Genomic DNA, 20,896 nt, shown 5'->3' on the forward strand with positions numbered 1-20,896 from the left:
TCGGATATTATTTTATATTTTTGCAAAAAAATTTTAGAAATCGATCTAGTCATGAATTTTAAAAAACTGTTAATTTTCCTTCATGTTTTTGTTTTTAGCTTTTCTTTTGTGAAAGCTAGCGAAACAGCTACAGTAGCAGGAACTGAGGAAAAGTACAATCCTGTACCGTTCATTATGCATCACATTGCTGATGGCCATTACTGGCATTTGTGGGGAGAGGGCGAAAACTCTGTTGGTTTTGCACTTCCAGTTATTTTGGTTGATAATGGATTGAAAGTTTTCAGTTCTTCAAAATTTGGTCACGAAGGTGAAGAAGTGGCTCATATTGATGGAAAGAATTACAAATTGTTCCACGGTAAAATCTACGAAACGGACGAACTAGGAACACTTACTATGCATAAAGATGAGAAAGGGGTAGAGCATCCTACGAATGCTAAGCCACTGGACTTGTCTATTACTAAGGTTGTTGCACAAATGATTTTTGCAGCATTTATTCTTATTCTTTTAGCTTTTGCAACGAAAGCAAGTTATAAAAAATCTGCTGTACCAACTGGTATTGCGAAGTTTATGGAGCCTCTTATTTTATTTGTTAGAGATGATATTGCTTTGCAAAATATTGGTTCGGTAAAATATAGAAGATATGTTCCTTATTTAGTGACTTTGTTCTTATTTATTTGGATTCTTAATATTTTAGGACTTGTTCCTGGCGCGGCTAACACAACAGGTAATATCGCTTTTACGATGATGATGGCGGTGTTTACATTACTAGTTGTTAATCTAAGTGGTAAAAAAACTTACTGGATGCACATGTTAGATCCATTAGGAAATAATATGCCTTTGGGTGGTAAAATATTGGTGTATATTATTTTGGTTCCAGTAGAATTATTAGGGATTATTACTAAACCTTTTGCCTTGATGATTCGTCTTTTTGCAAACATGACAGCAGGACACATTATCATCATGAGTTTGATCGCTTTGATCTTCATCATGAAAACATATATGATCGCTCCTGTGTCTTTAGGTTTAACATTATTTATTTATGTGTTGGAGGTATTGGTAGCAGCATTACAGGCTTATATCTTTACCATGTTAACAGCATTATTTATTGGATCAGCGGTTGAAGAACCTCACCACGATCACTAGTATTTATTTTAAAACAATAAAAGCAACTTTTTAAATTATAACATTATGACAGGTAGTATCGCAGCAATCGGAGCTGGATTAGCAGTTCTAGGCGTTGGATTAGGAATTGGTAAAATTGGTGGAAGCGCTATGGAAGGTATCGCTAGACAACCAGAGCAATCAGGAAAAATCCAAACTGCAATGATTATCGCAGCAGCTCTTATCGAGGGTGCTGGTCTATTCGGTATCGTAGTAGCATTACTAGGTAACGGATAAGAAACAATTAAGGATTCTGCAAACGGTTGGTTTGTAGAATCCTTTTATTAAACTAAAACAATTATAACTTTAATATACATTTAGATAATGGACTTATTAACGCCTTCAATTGGTAACTTATTTTGGACAGCAGTTGTATTTCTTTTACTTTTGGCTTTATTAGCTAAGTTTGCATGGGCTCCAATTTTAAGTGCTGTGAGAGAAAGAGAAAACAACATTCAAGATGCTCTTAACCAAGCTAAATTAGCTCGTCAAGAAATGTCTCAACTGAAAGAAGATAACGAAAGAATTCTTCGTGAAGCAAAAGTTGAGCGTGATGCTATCCTAAAAGAAGCCAGAGACATGAAGGATAAGATCGTTAGCGATGCTAAAGAAGTTGCAAAAGTAGAAGGAGACAAAATGATCGAATCTGCTAGACAATCTATCCAAACGGAAAAGAATGCTGCTATGGCAGATATCAAAAACCAAATCGGTACTTTATCTGTAACTATTGCAGAAAACATCCTAAAACAAAAGTTAGATAACAACGAAGCGCAAACAGCCCTAGTTGAAAACTTAATCAATAAGTCTAACCTTAATTAAAAACAATGCTAACATCTAAAGTTGCAAAAAGATACGCGCAAGGTCTGCTAGATTTCTCCAGAGAAGCTGGTAGCACAGACGCTATTTTCCAAGAAATGCAAGATGTGGTAAAAATCATGTCTGAGTCAAAGGAGTTGAACCAATTTTTCAACACCCCTTTTATCGATGCTAAAAAGAAAATAGAAGTTGCTGGAGAAGTTTTTAAAGCTTTTTCACCTGTTGCGCAAAATCTTGTAAAATTGACTATTAATCAAGGACGCGAGTCCCATCTTAAGCAAATCGCACAAGAATTTATTAACAAAGTTGAAGACATTAGAGGTACAAAACGTGTATCGGTAACATCTGCAACAGCTTTGTCAAAAGAAACTGTAACGGATATTTTGAAAGCCTCAAAGCTTATCCCAACCAATACAGATTTTGAAGTGGAAAGTATTATCAAACCAGAAATTCTTGGAGGTTACATTCTAAGAGTTGGTGATAAACAAATCGACGCTTCTGTGAAAACAAAACTTAATAACATTAAGAAAGAATTTCAACTTAATTAAGAAAAAACAACCATAAAATGGCAGAAATAAATCCAGCAGAAGTATCCGCGATACTGAAGCAACAATTAGCAAATTTCGATACGCAATCTAACGTAGAGGAAGTAGGTACTGTACTCTCTATCGGGGATGGTATTGCACGTGTTTACGGTTTAGAAAACGTACAATACGGAGAATTGGTAAAATTCGAAAGTGGTGTTGAAGGTTTAGTACTTAACCTAGAAGATGACAATGTAGGTGTTGCTCTTCTTGGCGAATCAAAACTTGTAAGAGAAGGAGATACTGTTAAAAGAACCAACACAATCTCTTCTATAAAAGTAGGAGAAGGAATGTTAGGTAGAGTTGTTGATACATTGGGTAACCCTATTGATGGTAAAGGTCCTATCACAGGAGATCTTTACGAAATGCCACTAGAAAGAAAGGCACCAGGGGTAATCTTCAGACAACCTGTAACGGAGCCTTTACAATCAGGTATCGTTGCAATTGACTCGATGATTCCTGTAGGTAGAGGGCAAAGAGAGCTTATCATTGGTGACAGACAGACTGGTAAAACAACTGTTGCGATTGATACGATTATCAACCAAAAAGAATTCTATGATGCTGGACAACCAGTATTTTGTATATATGTTGCTATCGGACAAAAAGCGTCTACTGTAGCACAAATCGTTCAGACTTTAACGGACAAAGGCGCTTTAGCTTACACAGTTGTTGTAGCGGCTAACGCATCAGACCCAGTTCCTATGCAGGTGTATTCTGCAATGGCTGGAGCTGCTATCGGAGAATACTTCCGTGACACTGGTCGCCCAGCGTTAATCGTTTATGATGATTTATCGAAACAAGCTGTTGCTTACCGTGAGTTGTCTTTGTTATTAAGAAGACCACCAGGACGTGAAGCTTATCCAGGTGACGTTTTCTACCTTCACTCAAGATTGTTAGAAAGAGCAGCTAAAGTTATTGCTGATGATAATATAGCTAAGCAAATGAATGACTTGCCAGAATCTCTTAAACCTATCGTAAAAGGTGGTGGATCTTTAACAGCACTTCCAATTATTGAGACTCAGGCCGGAGACGTATCTGCATACATCCCAACTAACGTAATTTCGATTACAGATGGACAGATTTTCTTGGAGTCTGACTTGTTCAACTCTGGTGTTCGTCCAGCGATCAACGTAGGTATCTCTGTATCTCGTGTTGGTGGTAACGCACAGATCAAAGCAATGAAAAAAGTATCTGGTACATTGAAGCTTGACCAGGCGCAGTACAAAGAGCTAGAAGCATTTGCTAAATTCGGATCTGACTTAGATGCAGCTACATTGGCTGTTATCGGAAAGGGTGAAAGAAACGTAGAACTTCTTAAGCAACCAGTTAACTCGCCATTACCAGTAGAAAATCAAATTGCGATGATCTACGCAGGTACTGAAAACTTGCTAAAAAATATTCCTGTTAAAAAAGTTAAAGAATTCACTGTAGAATATATAGAATTCCTTAAAAATAAACACCCAGAAGTTATGGCTTCTTTGAAAGCTGGTAAAATCGATGATTCTATCACTGGTGTGTTAAAACAAGTTGCACAAGACTTAGCTGCAAAATATAACTAAAATTAGTTGATGGTTATTGGTTGATAGTTGATGGAGATTTCTATAACTAACAACCAACAACCGACAACCAACAACTAAAATCTATTATGGCAAACTTAAAAGAAATTAGAGGTAGGATTTCATCTATATCATCTACGATGCAGATTACAAGTGCTATGAAAATGGTTTCCGCGGCGAAACTAAAGAAAGCACAAGACGCTATCGTTATGCTAAGACCTTACTCTGAAAAGCTTCAAGAAATTATTGAAAACGTTAGCTCTAGTTCTGACTCCGAAAACGTGTCAGAATACGCAATACAACGTGAGGTAAAGAATGTTCTTTACATTGTTGTAACTTCTAACAGAGGTCTTGCAGGCGCTTTCAACTCTTCAGTTATCAAAGAGCTGAATCATCAACTTGCTGCTAATTCTTCTCAAAATATCGAGATTGTTACGGTTGGTAAAAAAGTATATGATGCGGTAAGAAGAAACAAAACTGTGTTCGAAAATCACAGTAACTTATTTGATAATCTTTCTTTTGAGAATGTTGCTAAAATGACTCAAAAAATTATGGATGAGTATAAGTTGGAGAAATTTGACAAAGTCTATTTAATCTATAACAAATTCATAAATGCAGCAACTCAAGAGGTTGTAACAGAACAAGTCCTTCCGATTGCGATGCCAGAAAAAACTGAAGAAATCAATGCTGATTATGTTTTTGAACCTGGTAGAGATGCGATTTTAAAAACTCTTATTCCAAAATCAATCAAAACACAAGTTTACAAAGGTATTTTGGATTCTGTAGCTTCTGAGCATGGTGCGCGTATGACGGCGATGCACAAAGCAACAGATAACGCACAAGAGCTTAAAAATGACTTGGTTATTTTCTACAATAAAGCCCGTCAGGCTGCCATTACAAACGAAATTCTTGAGATCGTTTCTGGAGCAGAGGCGCTTAAAAATAGTTAATTAAAGTTAATAGTTAGTTTGGTAAAACGCATCGAAGATGATTCTTCGATGCGTTTTTGTTGTTATCATAAGGTATGATATCTCGCGTCTCACATGATTTTTTTAAATTCAAAACAATTTTATAATTTTTAATAATAGAAACATAGAGTATCAAATGTCTGTTGAGTTTTAAATAACAAATTTTAAGTTGTTTTTATTTCATATATTTGTAGCAATTATATTTATTTTTAATAATTAAATGGACCCCGATAGTTTAGTCAAACTTCTTATAGCACTTCTGTTAGTGCTTCTCAATGGTTTCTTCGTAGCCGCAGAATTCTCAATCGTTAAAGTACGTTACTCACAAATCCAGCTAAAAGCTGCTGAAGGTAACAAAATGGCAAAGCAAGCCGAACACATCATCAAACATCTTGATGAATATCTTTCTGCAACACAGTTAGGAATTACGCTAGCTTCCCTAGCTCTAGGTTGGGTAGGAGAGAGCGCGTTGCATCATATTATCGAAGATCTGTTTCATTATTTTAATTTTGCAATTTCTCAGACGACGATTACCACAATTTCGGTGGTTTGTAGTTTTATGTTAATTACGATAATGCACATAGTTTTTGGAGAATTGGTTCCAAAGTCGATTGCGATTCGTAAGTCAGAGCCGACAACATTTTTTATCGCAACGCCGCTTCGTTTGTTTTATAATATTTTCAAACCATTTATTTGGTTAATGAATTCATTGTCAAATAATTTCTTACGATTGATAAACATTAATCCTGTTTCTGATCAAGATATTCACTCTACCGAGGAATTACAATTGTTGGTAAAGCAAAGTGCTGATAATGGAGAAATTCAGGAAGAGAATTATGAAATCATAAAAAATGCTTTTGATTTTACCGATCACAATGCAAAACAAATTATGATTCCGAGGCAGAACATCGTTTCTGTTGACATAGAAGATGATCGCGAAGAAATTATCAATCAATTGATGGATAGTGGCTATTCGCGTATTCCGGTTTATGAAGGATCTATCGATAATATTATTGGTATTTTCTATACCAAAGAAATTATTAGAGAATATATCAGAAGTAAAGGCGAGTTGTCACATGATGATCTTAAACGCTTGATGCGTGAAGCTTATTTTGTAGTTGGCAGTAAAAAGATTTCTGATCTTTTGAAAATTTTCCAACAGAAAAAACAACATTTAGCCGTTGTTATTGATGAGTTTGGCGGTACGGAAGGTATTATCACATTAGAAGATATTCTGGAAGAATTGGTGGGCGAAATCCAAGACGAAGAGGACGAAGAAGAAAAAATTGTTGACGAAGTGGCTCAAAATGTCTATTGGGTACAGGCAACGCAACCTTTGGAAGAGATTAATGAGTTTTTACCAAAAGATTTCCAATTGTCCGACGAGTCAGAGTATAATACGTTGGCAGGTTTTATCCTTAAAGAATTAGAAGATATTCCAGAAGAAAACCAAGAATTTGATTGTAATGATTATCACATCAAAATTCTGAAAATGCAAAACAAAAGTGTGGAAGTCGTGGAATTGGTGTACACACCGCACGAACCCGATTTTGATGTGGAAGCTTAATCCAAAATTTCAAAAATTTTAATTTTTAAAATCCATGAAAATTTTTAATCACGATTCTTTTGACAAACCGCAACGTCAGCACGAAGAAGATGTTTTGGTCCTAGAAAAAGAAGACGAAGTTTACAAACTCGTTTTGTACAACGACGATGTTAACACGTTCGATTTTGTCATCGAATGTCTAATAGAGATTTGTAAACATAGCTTCGAACAAGCAGAACAATGCACCGTACTTGTTCATTATAAAGGCAAATGTACGGTGAAAACAGGCGATTTGGATTTGTTAAAACCAATGAACCAAATGCTATCCGAACGTGGCCTAACTTGCGAAATCGTTTAAAATAACAGATACAAAATGCGCCTCAAAATAAAATTTTGAGGCGCGTTTATTTTTAATATTTTCGTTATAAATTCTGAAGATTAATCGTATTGGTTCGGTCTTCAATTTTATAATTCAGAGCTTTTGCAAGGACAAAAATTTCATTAAGATTATCGATAAGCTGCTTTTTTCCTTCGTTTTGTAATTTAGCATAATCGATATTTTTTTCCATATTTTTCTTTGCCGATTCCATAATGCCGTTGATATCAGCTTGACTGAATCTGTTGATCGCGTAGTCGTCCATAAAATGGATTTTAACATCAGGAAAAACTTTGATCTCAGCTTGAGGAAGCTCATCGATAACCAGTTTTTTATTAATGGTATCAATATCCACTTTCATCTTTTTCAGATCATAAGTAACTTGTGCTTTTGCCGTGGTGTAAAGCACCATTTCCTTTGGTAGGACATCGTAGCCAGCAAAGGAGAAAGCTTTGCTTTTGTGCGTTTGAAAGCTTGAAAAATCTTGCTCCATAACGATCATTTTGTTCATTTTGGTGATTTGGTTGGTCAGTAGATAATAATCTTTGTTGATGACGGCAGCTTCTTCTTTGTGGCAACCTTTCCACGCTAATAGACAAAAAATGGTCAGAAGAATTCCAACCACAAAAGATAATATTGCATTAATATTTTTCATTAACCTCAGGCTGTATTTTAGTTTGATCTTTGTTTTTAAGAACATTAATTAGATCTTTTTCTAAGAATCCAGATTCTGGATATTCAATAATTCTGCCAACCTCTTGTCCATATTTTTTTACAATAAAAGTCGGAACTCTTTGGATGTTAAAAAGTCCTTCTTCACCGTTGGGTGCTTCTTTTTTTCTGTTAACAGCGATAATTTGAATTTTGTTTTGGTTAACGCCCGCTTCATTCATTATTTTCATAAAACGAGGAAATTCACGATGGCTATCTTCGCACCAAGTTCCTAAAAAAACAACGAAAGAATAACCTGAAATCTTTTCTTTTTTTAGTTGTTTCAAACTTTCTTCGTGGATTTTGTAGTTGTTATATTCTTTGGTGTACCAATCCGAAAATGGTTCTTTTTTAAATTGATCCAAAGTCTGTTCTCCCAACAACATTTTGCCATCGGTCTGTGTATCTACTTCGCGGTTCACCACCACTTTTTGTGCAAAACAACTTTGTAAACTCATAGTCAGTATTCCGATTGTTAAAATTCGCGTTAATTTTTGTTTCATTATGTTGTGTTTTTAAGAAAGAATAGATTTAAGGTCTGCTGGAGAATAGTTGATACTTTTGAGAACTTTGTTATCCTCTTTTCTGTAAACATTATATTTTTCACCAGATTTTTCATAAAAAACATCAACGTTTTTATCTTGGTAATTTTTTACAGTTTCTTGTGCTTCTTCTTCATTCGCGCAAGCTTTGGACATATTAGAACGTTGTACTTCGTTGAAAAGTTCCACAAATTTCTCACCCATACCAAACTCTAAAACCGCACCAGAAAGAACGTATTGTAAATCGCAAAGAGCATCGGCAATTTCCACCAAATCATTATCAGCAATGGCTTGTTTTAATTCGTTAAGCTCTTCTTGTAAAAGACTAACTCTTAGGTCGCAACGTTCTTTGGAAGGGATTTGTGGGGTGTCAAGAATTGGGGCTTTGAAGGTTTTATGAAATTCGCCAACTTGGTTAAGGCTGTCTATTTTGTCCATTTAGATTTTTATTTTAAAGCAAATATAATGATTAATGACTAAAACTTTTATAAAGAAAAAGACCGAAACAGAGTTCCGATCTTAATTTTATTAAATTCTAAAATTGTTTAAAATTTATTTTGTGATAGCTCTTCCGATGACCAATCTCTGGATTTCTGAAGTTCCTTCGCCGATTGTACAAAGTTTTGAATCTCTATAGAATTTTTCCGCTGGGAAATCTTTGGTATAACCATAACCACCAAAGATTTGTACCGCGTTGTTAGAAATTCTTACACAAGCTTCGGAAGCATAAAGTTTTGCCATCGCACCTTCTTTGGTCATTGGCTGTTTTGCCATTTTAAGAGTTGATGCTCTTTGAATTAATAATTCTGCAGCATCGATTTCTGTTGCCATGTCCGCTAGCATGAAGTTAATCGCCTGGAAACTTGAAATCGGATTCCCGAACTGATGTCTTTCTTTAGCATATTTCAAAGCCGCTTTGTAAGCGCCTCTTGCAGTGCCTAAACTAAGTGCAGCAATAGAAATTCTACCGCCATCCAAAATTTTCATAGCTTGTTTGAAACCTTCTCCAACTTCGCCTAATCTGTGAGAATCAGGAACTCTTACGTTATCGAAAATGAGTTCCGCCGTTTCTGAAGCTCTCATTCCTAATTTATTTTCTTTTTTACCAGACGTAAAACCAGGCATTCCTTTTTCTAAAACAAAAGCTGTTGAATTATTTTTGGCACCTTTTTCTCCTGTTCTTGTCATTACCACTGCGATATCGCCAGAAATAGCGTGTGTAATAAAGTTTTTTGCCCCGCTAATGATCCACTCGTCACCATCTTTAACAGCTGTTGTTGACATGCCTCCAGAGTCTGATCCTGTGTTGTGTTCAGTAAGTCCCCAAGCTCCGATTACTTTACCAGAAGCTAGTTGTGGAAGCCATTTCATACGTTGTTCTTCGTTCCCGAATTCGTAGATGTGGTTGGTACAAAGTGAATTGTGTGCAGCAACAGATAGTCCAATAGATGGGTCAACTTGAGAAATCTCATCCAATATCGCGACATATTCGTGGTAGCCAAGGCCAGAACCTCCATATTGCTCAGGAATTACAATGCCCATAAAACCCATTTCTCCCAATTGGTGGAAAAGTTCTACAGGAAATGTTTGACTTTCGTCCCATTCCATAATATTCGGGCGGATATTTTTTTCTGCGAAATCTCTTGCGGTCTCAGCGACCATTTTTAAGTTGTCCATATTAAATTATTGTTTTCCAAATATAATCCAATTTAGAATCGAGTCAAAATTTTTCTTTTAATTCATTGAATGTTGTTTTGTTTAGTCTTTTGATTATTAGGTTATTAATTTTTAATGTGATGTTTATATATTGTTTCGAACAGATAGCAGATAATTAATTATCTTTATACCCCTTATAATTTTAAGTATGAAAAAACTCTATTTTGGATTATTGATTCTACCAAGTTTAATTTTTGGTCAAACGGAAACTTATTATTTTGGTACAGAAAATCTTTCAGGATATCAATTAAAATCAAAATTACACGATATAATTTCTAACAAACCAATTAGCTGGAACTACGGTGATCTTCCCAATTTTTACGCGATAACCGATGTCGATCGTTATTATGAAAATAATGGAAGCCTTTTGGATATTTATTCTGAAATTCCAGATGGGCCAGATGCCTACGAGTATAATTTTAGTCAAATGATTGGAACTGCTTCGCAAGAAGCCCAAGGTTGGAACCGCGAACATGGCATGCCGCAAAGTACGTTTAATAGCAATTACCCAATGTATTCGGATTTATTTTTTGTAATTCCTACAGATGCCAGAATCAATCAATTGAGAAGCAATTATCCCTACGGAATTGTTGGCAACGCGAGTTATACTTTTACAAATGGTTCTAAACAAGGTACGAATGCAATCCCAAATTCTACTTACGGAGAACGTGCCTACGAACCGATTGATGAATTCAAAGGAGATGTTGCGAGAATGCTTCTTTATTATGCCGTGCGTTACGAAGGGAAATTAGGAACGTTTAATTATAGTTCGAATGCTATGCCTTCTAAAGATCGAAATCCGATGGATGGTACGGAAGAGCGTGCTTACGAAAAATGGTATATCGACATGTTGATTAGTTGGCATAATCTGGATCCAGTCTCACAACGAGAAATCGATCGCAATAATTATGTGTACACTATTCAGAAGAATAGAAATCCATTTGTCGATCATCCAGAATGGGTCGATTCTATTTGGAATCAAACTTCGGATAATGTCGCGCCACAGGCCGTGTCGGCTTTGTCTGTTACTAAAAATTCGGCCTATTTCACGAGTTTGCAATGGCAGGCAAGTCCCGACGCCGATGTTATTGGGTACGAAATTTATCAAAACGGAACTTTAATTGCAAAAACAAAATCTACCAATTTTACGGTTGACAGATTATCGCCCTCCACAACTTACACTTATCATATTATTGCTTACGATAATGCCTATCTTAAAAGTGCACAAAGCAATACGTTGTCTGTAACCACTTTGGATTCTGATGTTTATTCTAAAGATTTGTTTATTTCAAAATATATTGAAGGATCAGGAAATAATCGGGTTTTGGAAATTACCAATTTAACAGGTCATGAGGTTGATTTGCAAGGCTATCGTTTGGGAATTCAGATGAAAGGAAGTGTTTATTATTTCGCAGAAGCTTTGGAGTTAGAAGGTGTTGTCCCACATGGACAAAGTTTTGTAGCGATTAATCCAAATGCAAATTTGTCGTGTTATACAACATCCAATGCAAAAATCCAATCTGCTGCGCCAGCTTTGCAATTTACAGGTAAAAATTATGTGGAACTAAATTTTAAAAACTTCACAGTTGATGCGATTGGTACAAAGGGCGAGGATAATGCTAATGCGGATAAATCTCTGTACAGATTGGCATCGATTACAGAACCGAACACGACTTTTGCTTTGAGCGAATGGCAATCTTACCCGATTGATTATTGTCAAGATTTAGGCGTTTTGACAACGCAAGAATTCGTAGCAAAGGCGCCTGCACAAATTTATCCAAACCCAGTTTTTGATATTGTGAACATTAAATCCGATACAAAAATGTCTCAATTCCAAATTTTGGATACTTCAGGCCGAATGATGAAAACTGGAGTTCTTAATTCGAAAAATAACGCAGTTAATGTTTCTGATCTCGCTACTGGAGTTTATTTCTTGAAGTTAGATAATCAAGTTCAGCAGTTTATTAAGAAATAAGTAATACTACTAATAAATAAATATTATAAGGTTTTAACCTAATATTTAACTATTATAATCTTTTTCGCTAATATTTTAATTTATAAGCTTTTTGTATTATATTTTAAAATATTAGCGATTTTTATTATATTTGTAACATGAAAGCGGTAATCACAGGTGATATAATTGATTCTCAAAAATTTGGCGCAGAAGTCTGGTTTCAGGCATTGCAAAAAATTTTCGAAGGCAAAACTTCGCAAGAATGGGAAAATTATCGCGGTGACGAATTTCAATATTTGGTACCAAATGCCGAAGATGCTTTCCTAGAATTTCTAAAAATAAAAGCAGGAATCAAAAAAATCCAAGATTTGGATGTTCGTATTTCCATAGGCTTGGGCGATCAAAATTTTGTAGCAGAAAAAGTCTCGCAAAGTAACGGTACTGCATTTGTCAATTCAGGCCGCAATCTCGAAAGAATAAAAGCTGAAAAAGTCAACCTCCACATCGCCTCCGAAAAACCTGAATTGGATGAGCAACTCAATTTAATTTTCAAATGGGTGAGTCTTACGCTAGACAGTTGGAGTGTGATGTCTGCAGAAATTGTCGAAATGTTTTTATGCAATCCGAATCTTAATCAAGACGAAGCGGCGCGCCAACTTAATGTCACGCAATCGTCCATTAGCCAACGTCTCAAACGTGCTAACTACGATCTCTTAATAGAAACCGAAGCCTATTACAGACAACTTCTCTCTCAGCAAAAATGATAGTTTTACCACTCATATTGGCACATTTACTCGGAGATTTCATCTTCCAGCCAACGACGTGGGTTAAAGATAAAGAACACAAAAAACTTAAAAGCTCCTACCTCTATTGGCATGTATTGTTGCATGTTTTTTTAAGTTTTGTTTTCCTTTGGAATATTGATTTATGGTGGATCCCGATGCTTATTGGGATAACACATTTTGCGATTGATTTAACAAAGCTCGAATTACAAAAAATTGGAAATAAACGAGTATGGTTCTTTATTGATCAAGCATTACACGTGATGGTGATTGCAGGATTAAGTTTAATCGCTCAAAAGAATATTGATTGGGAAATTATTTTTAATGAAACTAATCTAAAGCTATTAACCGCAGCAGTTTTTCTAACAACACCTTCGTCAATAATCATTAAATTATTAATCAGCATTTGGACGCCCAATCCGCAAGATCGAGAGTCCGTACAGACCGACTCTTTAGCAAACGCTGGAAAATATATTGGAATTTTGGAACGCTTGATGGTTTTTGTTTTTATTATTGTCAACCATTGGGAGGGTGTCGGATTTATGATAGCTGCAAAGTCCGTTTTTAGATTTAGCGATTTGGCACAAGCCAAACAACGAAAGTTGACAGAATATGTGCTGATAGGGACTTTGCTGAGTTTTGGAATAGCCATACTTACAGGGATTTTGGTTGGATTTTAAACCAATTATTTCCGTAAATTTGTATAGAAATAAATTAAAATAAAAAGTAAAAAGAATAAATGGAAAAGAAAGAAATGCTTTACGAAGGTAAAGCAAAACAAGTTTTCGCAACAGAAAATCCTGATGAAGTTGTTGTAAGATATAAAGACGATGCAACTGCTTTCAATGCGCAAAAACGTGGCTCTTTTGCGAGAAAAGGAGAACTTAACAATGCTATATCGACGCTTATTTTTGAATATTTAGCAAAAAACGGCGTGCCAACACATTTTATCCAGAAACTTAACGATATAGAACAACATGTGAAAAAAGTCGAAATTATTCCTCTAGAAATGGTTGTTCGTAATTATGTGGCAGGAAGTATGGCACAACGCCTAGGCGTGGAAGAAGGTCTTAAATCGCCTGTAACGATTTTTGATATTTGCTACAAAAAAGATGAGTTGGGAGATCCACTTATTAACGATCATCACGCTGTTTTTTTAGGCGCTGCAAGTTATGATGAACTTAAAGAAATGTATGCATTAACCGATAAAATCAACCAACTTCTGATTGACTTATTTGATAAGATGAACATTATTTTGGTCGATTTTAAAATTGAACTGGGAAAAACAACGGATGGGAAAATTGTTCTAGCAGACGAAATATCGCCTGATACATGCCGCCTTTGGGATAAAGACACAATGAAAAAATTGGACAAAGACCGTTTCCGTAGAGATCTTGGCGAAGTAACAGAAGCTTACGAAGAGATTTATGATAGATTACAAAAAGCATTAATGGCTTAAAATCTAGATATAAAAAAAATGGAATTAGAATTTCAAGAATATAGTTCGTTGCCAAAATACGCGTTTCAAAACCGTTATAACGAATTTGAAGAACTGAAATATCAACAACCTGACGTTGGCGCTTATCCTTTTGACAAAATGGAAGAAGAGTGTGGTATTTTTGGATTGGTTTCAGAAGATAATTTGGATACTTTTTCGTTGTCACAATTTGGATTATTTGCTTTGCAACATCGCGGACAGGAAGCTTGCGGTATTACAGTAGGTAACAACGGGAAAATGTATTCTATAAAAGATGAAGGTTTGGTTTTAGATGTTTTTAAAACCATAGAAAATCCTGAAACTTTCATGGGAAATTGTGTTATTGGACACACACGATATACGACAGCAGGCGATAAGAAAAAATACAACTACCAACCTTTTTTCGCAAAGAATGAATATGACCAAATCATTCTTTCAATAGCCCATAACGGAAATTTGACCAATGCCAAACAGCTAAAAAAAGAGTTGGAAGAAGAAGGTGTGGTTTTCCGTGCAACATCCGATTCTGAAGTTATTTTAAGATTAATCCAAAAAAATCTTGACCTAGGACTACGTGGCGCGATAAAAGCGACAATGGAAAAAATTGAAGGTGCCTATTCAGTAGTTGGTGTTACCCGAAATAAGTTTTTTGCTTTTCGCGATTTTAATGGTATAAGACCTTTGGTTTTGGGAGCAATCGATGAAAAAACTTTTGTTGTCGCTTCAGAATCTTGTGCCTTAGACGGCGTGGGTGCGCAGTATGTACGAGATATTTTACCAGGCGAAATCGTTTATACAAGCGATAACGAGGAAGGTTTGCAATCCTATTTGGTAAAGGAAAATTGCATTAACAGAATCTGCTCTTTCGAGTATATTTATTTCGCGCGTCCCGACTCGATGTTGGAAGGCATCAATGTTCATGAAGTGCGTGAAAAATCGGGTGCTAAAATTTGGGAACAAGCGCCTGTGGAAGCCGATATTGTTATCGGTGTTCCAGATTCTGGTGTTCCGGCCGCTATTGGTTTTGCGAAAGCTTCAGGAATTCCGTTTCGTCCGGTTTTGATTAAAAATAGATACATTGGACGTTCGTTTATTATTCCGTCTCAGGAAATGCGCGAGCATTTTGTGAATCTTAAATTAAATCCCATTGTTTCGGAGATCAAAGACAAACGGGTGGTAATTATTGACGATTCTATCGTGCGCGGAACAACTTCTAAACGATTGGTGAAAATTTTGAAAAAAGCAGGTGTTAAGGAAATTCATTTCCGCAGCGTTTCGCCGCCGATTATTGCGCCATGCTTTTTAGGAATCGATACGCCAACGAAAGATGATTTGATTTCCGCAAATATGACTAAAGATGAGCTTCGTGATTATCTGGAAGTGGATAGTTTGGAGTTTTTATCGGTTGATAATCTGAAAGAAATTTTGGGTTCTCCAGATCATTGTTTTGGATGTTTTACAGAGAAATATCCTGTCGAAAAGCCAGTAGAAGAAGCTTTGTTTGAGTAATTATTTAGTTGAATATAAAACAATTTCGGCGCGCCCTTTGGGCGCGCCGAAATCGTTTACAAATTTAATATTATTAGAAATTTAGTTTCGATGTTTCATAAAAAAAATGATTGTTTAGTTTTTGTTGCGCAGAGAAAAAACTGCATAAAAAACTAATAATAAAGTATAAATTTTCTTTATCAATATCGAATTCAATTCCCACCAAGATAATTCAATTTTAACAAAATTTTAAGACTTCCACCAATTTGAAAAACTTTGATTGTCATTATTAAAATCTAACTTTTCACCAATCATCGGTGTGAAAATTTTAAAGTTTTTTCCTGCTGAGTTTTCAGAAATTTTATCCAAAGGTTCGTGCCAAGAATGCATGGCCAAAGCGAATTTGCAAGAATGTACAGGGATAACTTTTGTTGCGCCAAGATCTTCGATAACTTGCAAGGTTTCCTCGGGCAAGGTGTGGATATATTGCCAACGGACATTGTATTGCCCATTTTCCAAAATAGCCCAATCGAAAGGACCATATTTTTCTTTTATTGTTTTAAAATGCTGTCCATAGCCGCTATCGCCGCCTAAAAATAGGTTGTGTTTTTTGGTTTTCAAAACATAAGATGACCACAAACTTGTATTTCTGTGAAATCCTCGACCGGAAAAATGCCGCGCTGGCGTGGAGGTGATTTTTAAATCATTTTTTAAATCAGAATCTTCATACCAATCAAGTTCGATAATTTGATAATCTTCAAATCCCCAATGTTCCAGATGCGCACCAACACCAAGTGGACAAACGATTTTATTAATTTTTGATTTTAAATTTTTCATGCTTTTATAATCCAAATGATCATAGTGGTCATGGGTAATTATTAAATAATCGATGTCGGGAAAATCATTCTCATCATAAATATCGGTGCCTCTGAAGGCTTTTGTGGTTCCATTAATAGGCGAGGCGCTGCCACTAAGAACAGGATCTACCAAAAATTTGGTTTTATCAATTTGGAAAAAATAGGAAGAATGCCCCATCCATACAAAAAAATCATTGTTAGGATCTTGTGTTTTAAGGTCAGTCTTTTGTGACGGAATATCTTTAATAGGGAATTTTTCGGGTGTTTTGGTTGTTAAAAAATCCCACATTACTTTCGGCATAGAATAGCCTTGTCCTAAGTTAGGCGTATGTTCTAAGTTATGGAATTTTCCGTTTTTAAAATTCGAAGATTTTTTCATTCTTTCCAAACGAATTCCCTTAGCTTTTGCTCCGAAAGTTGGTTGTTGTATGAAGAGAAAAATGCTAATCGCAATAGCGAAAATTACTACAAATATGAAAGTCATGATTTATAAACTGTTTTTCACCAACAAAAGCCAATCATCTTCTAAAAATTTGTAACCTTGGTCGTAGACGAATCGATATTCCGAAGCATTTTTATAAACAATAAATTGTGTAAAATAATCGAAACTGAAACCTTGTGTTACCAATTTGGATTTTTGGATTTTGGTTTTTCCGTCGGTGTTTAGCTCTGTTAAGATGCGGTGGTTTTTGCGAAGTACATTATTGATATTTCGCATAAGATTGGAGCTGTCTTTGTTTTGACGGTTGTTGTAAGTGTTTCTACAAGCATCCGAGCAAAATCTTTTGTCAGACCTTCCAACGATTTTTTCACCACATTCTGGACAGCTTAGCATATTAATTAATTCAGTTTATTTTTAACAATAATTATTCCGTTCAATCTTTGCGACAACTTGACCGATTTGTAAAAACAACTTTTTAATTTCGAACATTATATAAAGTTACTCCAAAGATTAATAACTAAATTTACACAAATTAATTCTAATGAAATCAAAAATAATATTTTTAGGCTTGTTAGCCGTTTCAGGATTTCTAACAACTGTGCCCGCACAGAAGAATAAATCCACAAAACCGATGACAAAACTTACCAAAGCACAACAAGTATATCCTTATCAGGATTATGCAAAAGTTACTTTAACAACAGATATTTCGCATTTGACGTTTAAGGAAAAACAAGTTTTGAAATTAATGTTTAAAGCAGCAAAAATTATGGACAATTTGTTTTGGCAACAAGCTTATGGTGACAAAACAAAATTGCTTTCCAAACTTTCTGGAAAAGCCAAACAATATGCAGAAATTAATTACGGACCTTGGGATAGACTTAATAACGAAAAAGCTTTTGTAGAAGGCGTTGGCGCAAAGCCAGAAGGTGCGCAATATTATCCAGCAGATATGACGAAAGAGGAGTTTGAAAAAGCCATTCTTCCGGACGGAAAATCACCATATTCTGTAATTAAAAGAGATTCCAGTGGCCAACTTTATTCTGTTCCGTATTCAATAGAATACAAAACCAAACTTCAAGACGTAGCAAAATATCTCAACGAAGCATCAAATCTAGCTGAAGATTCTGGACTTAAAAATTATCTTAAACTTCGCGCAGAAGCCTTGTTGAGCGACAATTATTATCCAAGTGATTTGGCGTGGATGGACATGAAAAATTCCAATCTAGATTTAGTAATTGGGCCAATCGAAAATTACGAAGATCAACTTTTTGGGTACAAAACTTCGTTTGAAGCTTATGTTTTGGTAAAAGATGTAGAATGGAGTAACAGGTTAGCAAAATTTGTAAAATACCTTCCAGAGCTACAAACTAATCTTCCTGTAAAAGCCGAATACAAAAAAGAAGTTCCAGGTACAGACTCGGATCTCAACGCTTATGATGTGGTTTTCTATGCGGGCGATTGTAATGCTGCGGGAAAGACCATTGCTATTAACCTTCCTAATGATGAAAAAGTGCAGTTGGAAAAAGGAACACGCAGGCTTCAATTAAAAAATGCGATGAAGGCGAAATTTGATAAAATTTTGGTTCCTATTGCAACGTCTTTGATTGATGACAGCCAACAGAGAAATATCAAATTCGATGCATTCTTTTCAAATGTGATGTTTCATGAAGTGGCACACGGTTTAGGAATTAAAAATACAGTCAACGGAAAAGGCTCTGTACGTGAAGCTTTGAAAGAAGCCAATTCTGCTTTGGAAGAAGGAAAAGCAGATATTTTGGGATTGTACATGGTGAATCAGTTATTGCAAAAAGGCGAATTGTCAGGAAGTAAAGAGGATTATTTCGTGACATTTTTAGCAGGAATTTTCCGTTCTGTAAGATTTGGGGCTAGTTCAGCACACGGAACCGCAAATATGATTGCTTTTAATTATTTTGCTGAAAAAGGCGCTTTCGAAAAGTTAAGCAACGGGAAGTATAAAGTCAATGTTCCGAAAATGGAAGCTGCTATGAATGGGCTTTCAGAACTGGTTTTGACTTTGCAGGGCAATGGCGATTATGAGGGGGTCAAAAAGTTGTATGCCGAAAAAGGAATTATTCCTGCAGATTTGCAAAAGGATCTGGATAAACTTAAAACACAAAATATCCCAGTTGATATAGTTTTCGAACAAGGTCCACAAATGTTGGGTTTGAAGTAAATTTAATCTAAAATCATATTAACAGAAGTCCAAATTTCATTTCCGATTTGGACTTCTTTTTTTATTTTGGGATTCAGTTTAAAACCAAATTTTTCGTAACATTTTATAGCGCCAATATTCCAATCAAACACATTAAGTTCGGCAGATTTATTTGGGAAATGTTGATAGCCAAAGTCGAGTAGTTGCTGCATGATTATTTGTCCGAGTCCCTTTCCGCGATGGTTTTCAGGGCCAATTAAAATACGGCCAAGCAAAAAAGTAGCGTCTTTTTCTAAAATTTGTGCATGACCAATAATGTTTTTGCTTTCTTCATCGAGTACAGAAAAAGCATTTCGTTTTGGATTTTTTAAATCTTCAAAAAATTGTTCTTCTGTTAAAGGAAAACTAAGAGCAGCACCAGCAAATTGCATCAAATACCGAGGGTTTTTAATCCAAGAATTTAATATTTTAAAATCCTGATGTTCAAATGTTCTTAGCCGAATCATTGTTGTGGTAAATTAAGACGATTGTTGTAGATGATATCGATTAAATCATTTGCAAAATCGTTGCGTGGAGACATTTCTCCATTTATGGATAAGGCGATTGATATTTTGTTTTTATCATCATAAATCAAAATTGTACTCGTTCCTGAAGTTCCGCCCGTGTGACCCAAAAAATCAATATTATGGAATTTGAAAGCCATCAAACCGCGCCCATAAGTTTCTTTTCCGAGAATAGGTTTCATCTTTTTTAAGACTTTCAGTTTTGATGATTTTAGCATTGAATAAGGCGGTGATGAAACTGTTGATATCTTTCATAGATGATGAGATATCGCCAACTGCGGTAATGTTTTTAAAATAAAAATCCTTTTTGGTTTTCCAATTTCCATCTTCAAAAATATGAGAAAGATGGATGTTCTGAGGATTTTCTTCGGCAGAATGTGTATTCTTGAGTTTTAGTTTTTTGGTGATATTTTGTTTTAAAACTTCCGAAAAATTTTTGTTCGTTTTCTTTTCAATGATTTTTCCAAGAAGATAATATCCTGAGTTGGAATAGGAAATGCTGTCGTGGGGTGAGAACAATATAGCTTGTTTTTTGATTTCGTCAAGCAATTCTTTGTCGGTTCTTTCTTTGCCTAGCCATGGCGATTTACCATCTTTTTTTGAGGTAATTGCTGAGCCCGCTACTGTGTTCTAATAAGTTCTGAATGCTAATTTTATCGGCATTTTTGATGTCCGGGAAAAATTCTTCAAGTTTTGTATTAAGGCTAAGTTTTTGGTTTTCAATTAATTTAAAAACTAAAGTTGCTGTAAAAAGTTTGGTGACAGAACCTATTTGATAACGGACATTGTTGGATTTAATTTCACCAAAATTCTTTGCATACACTTCTTTTCCATCTTTTAAAATCGAAACAGTACCTATGTCCAGATTTTGTTTTTCTATATGGCTGAGGTAGGCATCTATTTTATCAGAATTGATGTTTTGAGAACTTAGGTTTAGGCTTAATATTAAAAATACAAATATCGAAAAATAGGATTTGGAGATCATTTGGGGTTAAGTTTTTTTAATTATTACAAAATTTAACTTCAATCAAAAATAGAAAACAAATTCAGTGTTTAATAGGCTTTTAAAAGTTTTTTTAGATTATTTATCCATTTACAAACGACTACAAACGATTTTAAATACTTTTCTACCGACTAATATTTTTTTCTTCTTGCAACTTTGTCCCAGAGATTTAAGAAATCAA

24 protein-coding genes are annotated in these 20,896 nt (G+C 35.2%); 14 read left to right on the top strand and 10 right to left on the bottom strand.

From position 1 onward, the window contains the following. Positions 1-51: 51 nt before the first annotated feature. The 8 genes from atpB to G6R40_RS14680 all read left to right on the top strand — a co-directional run bounded on the left by atpB (position 52) and on the right by G6R40_RS14680 (position 6,989). Positions 52-1,143: a F0F1 ATP synthase subunit A gene (gene atpB, locus G6R40_RS14645; protein ID WP_165137246.1), complete on the top strand. Its 1,092-nt coding sequence runs from the start codon at positions 52-54 to the stop codon at positions 1,141-1,143. Between the two features lie 45 nt (positions 1,144-1,188). Beyond that, positions 1,189-1,398, top strand: a complete 210-nt coding sequence (gene atpE, locus G6R40_RS14650; protein WP_034675836.1) for an ATP synthase F0 subunit C — start codon at positions 1,189-1,191, stop codon at positions 1,396-1,398. Positions 1,399-1,485: 87 nt separating this feature from the next. Further along, positions 1,486-1,980 carry a F0F1 ATP synthase subunit B gene (locus tag G6R40_RS14655; protein ID WP_165137249.1) on the top strand — a complete coding sequence of 165 codons (495 nt, stop codon included), beginning with the start codon at positions 1,486-1,488 and terminating at the stop codon, positions 1,978-1,980. A gap of 5 nt (positions 1,981-1,985) precedes the next feature. After that, complete coding sequence (atpH, locus tag G6R40_RS14660; protein ID WP_165137252.1) at positions 1,986-2,525, top strand: ATP synthase F1 subunit delta; 540 nt, start codon at positions 1,986-1,988, stop codon at positions 2,523-2,525. 17 nt (positions 2,526-2,542) lie between these two features. Then, the gene (gene atpA / locus G6R40_RS14665; RefSeq protein WP_165137255.1) at positions 2,543-4,120 is read left to right on the top strand and encodes a F0F1 ATP synthase subunit alpha; all 1,578 of its coding nucleotides are present in this window, start codon (positions 2,543-2,545) and stop codon (positions 4,118-4,120) included. Positions 4,121-4,206: 86 nt separating this feature from the next. Further along, entirely contained in the window at positions 4,207-5,067 is an 861-nt protein-coding gene (gene atpG / locus G6R40_RS14670; RefSeq protein ID WP_165137258.1) for an ATP synthase F1 subunit gamma, read from the top strand. Between the two features lie 238 nt (positions 5,068-5,305). Then, complete coding sequence (locus G6R40_RS14675; RefSeq protein ID WP_165137261.1) at positions 5,306-6,652, top strand: hemolysin family protein; 1,347 nt, start codon at positions 5,306-5,308, stop codon at positions 6,650-6,652. A gap of 34 nt (positions 6,653-6,686) precedes the next feature. After that, positions 6,687-6,989: an ATP-dependent Clp protease adaptor ClpS gene (locus G6R40_RS14680; RefSeq protein WP_165137264.1), complete on the top strand. Its 303-nt coding sequence runs from the start codon at positions 6,687-6,689 to the stop codon at positions 6,987-6,989. Between the two features lie 64 nt (positions 6,990-7,053). Here G6R40_RS14680 and G6R40_RS14685 read toward each other — a convergent pair whose 3' ends face one another. The 4 genes from G6R40_RS14685 to G6R40_RS14700 form a co-directional block, all read right to left on the bottom strand. Next, the gene (locus G6R40_RS14685; RefSeq protein WP_165137267.1) at positions 7,054-7,662 is read right to left on the bottom strand and encodes a DUF4230 domain-containing protein; all 609 of its coding nucleotides are present in this window, start codon (positions 7,660-7,662) and stop codon (positions 7,054-7,056) included. Next, entirely contained in the window at positions 7,649-8,221 is a 573-nt protein-coding gene (locus G6R40_RS14690) for a TlpA family protein disulfide reductase (protein ID WP_165137269.1), read from the bottom strand. The genes G6R40_RS14685 and G6R40_RS14690 overlap by 14 nt, the downstream gene beginning before the upstream one ends. Positions 8,222-8,233: 12 nt before the next feature. Further along, a complete protein-coding gene (locus G6R40_RS14695) occupies positions 8,234-8,698 on the bottom strand; it encodes a nucleoside triphosphate pyrophosphohydrolase family protein (protein WP_165137271.1) in 465 nt (154 codons plus the stop codon). 114 nt (positions 8,699-8,812) lie between these two features. Next, positions 8,813-9,937 carry an acyl-CoA dehydrogenase family protein gene (locus G6R40_RS14700; protein WP_165137273.1) on the bottom strand — a complete coding sequence of 375 codons (1,125 nt, stop codon included), beginning with the start codon at positions 9,935-9,937 and terminating at the stop codon, positions 8,813-8,815. A 187-nt stretch (positions 9,938-10,124) separates the two neighbouring features. On the opposite strand from G6R40_RS14700, the gene G6R40_RS14705 reads away from it, so the two are divergent. The 5 genes from G6R40_RS14705 (at position 10,125) to purF (ending at position 15,698) form a co-directional block, all read left to right on the top strand. Continuing rightward, complete coding sequence (locus G6R40_RS14705) at positions 10,125-11,951, top strand: endonuclease (protein ID WP_165137275.1); 1,827 nt, start codon at positions 10,125-10,127, stop codon at positions 11,949-11,951. A 137-nt stretch (positions 11,952-12,088) separates the two neighbouring features. Then, positions 12,089-12,694, top strand: coding sequence for a SatD family protein (locus G6R40_RS14710; protein WP_165137277.1), 606 nt, complete (start codon positions 12,089-12,091; stop codon positions 12,692-12,694). Continuing rightward, positions 12,691-13,392 carry a DUF3307 domain-containing protein gene (locus G6R40_RS14715; RefSeq protein WP_165137279.1) on the top strand — a complete coding sequence of 234 codons (702 nt, stop codon included), beginning with the start codon at positions 12,691-12,693 and terminating at the stop codon, positions 13,390-13,392. The genes G6R40_RS14710 and G6R40_RS14715 overlap by 4 nt, the downstream gene beginning before the upstream one ends. 59 nt (positions 13,393-13,451) lie before the next feature. Continuing rightward, positions 13,452-14,171: a phosphoribosylaminoimidazolesuccinocarboxamide synthase gene (purC, locus tag G6R40_RS14720; protein WP_165137281.1), complete on the top strand. Its 720-nt coding sequence runs from the start codon at positions 13,452-13,454 to the stop codon at positions 14,169-14,171. A gap of 18 nt (positions 14,172-14,189) precedes the next feature. Then, a complete protein-coding gene (gene purF / locus G6R40_RS14725) occupies positions 14,190-15,698 on the top strand; it encodes an amidophosphoribosyltransferase (RefSeq protein ID WP_165137283.1) in 1,509 nt (502 codons plus the stop codon). 228 nt (positions 15,699-15,926) lie between these two features. On the opposite strand, the gene G6R40_RS14730 is transcribed toward purF, so the two are convergent. Together G6R40_RS14730 and G6R40_RS14735 are read right to left on the bottom strand one after the other, a co-directional pair. After that, positions 15,927-17,018 (bottom strand): MBL fold metallo-hydrolase, encoded by a 1,092-nt coding sequence (locus G6R40_RS14730; protein ID WP_165137285.1) that lies wholly within the window; start codon positions 17,016-17,018, stop codon positions 15,927-15,929. A gap of 3 nt (positions 17,019-17,021) precedes the next feature. Continuing rightward, a complete protein-coding gene (locus tag G6R40_RS14735) occupies positions 17,022-17,369 on the bottom strand; it encodes a DUF2116 family Zn-ribbon domain-containing protein (RefSeq protein WP_165137287.1) in 348 nt (115 codons plus the stop codon). Positions 17,370-17,517: 148 nt separating this feature from the next. On the opposite strand from G6R40_RS14735, the gene G6R40_RS14740 reads away from it, so the two are divergent. Next, positions 17,518-19,170: a dipeptidyl-peptidase 3 family protein gene (locus G6R40_RS14740; protein ID WP_165137289.1), complete on the top strand. Its 1,653-nt coding sequence runs from the start codon at positions 17,518-17,520 to the stop codon at positions 19,168-19,170. A 2-nt stretch (positions 19,171-19,172) separates the two neighbouring features. Here the strand turns inward: G6R40_RS14740 and G6R40_RS14745 are convergent, their stop codons facing one another. From G6R40_RS14745 to G6R40_RS15280, 4 genes are read right to left on the bottom strand one after another with little or no spacing between them, the layout of a single operon-like run. Further along, positions 19,173-19,655, bottom strand: coding sequence for a GNAT family N-acetyltransferase (locus tag G6R40_RS14745; RefSeq protein WP_165137290.1), 483 nt, complete (start codon positions 19,653-19,655; stop codon positions 19,173-19,175). Then, positions 19,652-19,894 carry a hypothetical protein gene (locus tag G6R40_RS15230; protein WP_228455873.1) on the bottom strand — a complete coding sequence of 81 codons (243 nt, stop codon included), beginning with the start codon at positions 19,892-19,894 and terminating at the stop codon, positions 19,652-19,654. Before G6R40_RS15230 ends, G6R40_RS14745 begins: the two co-directional genes overlap by 4 nt. Further along, positions 19,833-20,261, bottom strand: coding sequence for a serine hydrolase (locus G6R40_RS15275; protein WP_262887655.1), 429 nt, complete (start codon positions 20,259-20,261; stop codon positions 19,833-19,835). Before G6R40_RS15275 ends, G6R40_RS15230 begins: the two co-directional genes overlap by 62 nt. A gap of 37 nt (positions 20,262-20,298) precedes the next feature. Continuing rightward, positions 20,299-20,697 carry a serine hydrolase domain-containing protein gene (locus G6R40_RS15280; protein ID WP_262887656.1) on the bottom strand — a complete coding sequence of 133 codons (399 nt, stop codon included), beginning with the start codon at positions 20,695-20,697 and terminating at the stop codon, positions 20,299-20,301. Between the last annotated feature and the right edge of the window lie 199 nt (positions 20,698-20,896).

Origin of the sequence: Chryseobacterium sp. POL2 (assembly GCF_011058315.1) — a bacterium.
Taxonomy (GTDB): Bacteria; Bacteroidota; Bacteroidia; order Flavobacteriales; family Weeksellaceae; genus Soonwooa.